The sequence below is a fragment of the Stenotrophomonas sp. GbtcB23 genome (genome assembly GCF_019091045.1).
GTDB classification, from domain to species: domain Bacteria; phylum Pseudomonadota; class Gammaproteobacteria; order Xanthomonadales; family Xanthomonadaceae; genus Stenotrophomonas; species Stenotrophomonas rhizophila_A.
The window spans coordinates 1-274 of the sequence record NZ_JAGXKC010000393.1; the positions used below are offsets into that span (position 1 = coordinate 1).

Annotated in this window: 1 pseudogene; it reads left to right on the top strand. The window is 66.1% G+C overall.

Annotated features, from left to right (window positions below):
• Positions 1-274 (top strand): annotated as a pseudogene (locus KVS69_RS19535) (hypothetical protein); the annotation flags it as partial.

The following is a 274-nucleotide window of genomic DNA, read 5'->3' on the forward strand; positions in this document are numbered from 1 at the left end:
CTGATGGCGCATCTGCGCGCATCCCCCGCCAACCTTGCCGCCTTCCTGGCGCCGATCGCGCCGGTCGCCTCCGCAAGCGATATCGACGGGCTGAGGGTGACGCTTGCCGACGGGCGGATCGTGCATTTTCGTCCCTCCGGCAATGCGCCGGAGATGCGCTGTTATGTGGAGGCGGCAAGCGAAGACGCCGCAAGGGCCCTGCTTGAAGAGGGGCTTGAATTGATCAACGTCTGGCTGGCGGACAGAGCGCCGTCCACCGCACGAGCTGGAGCAT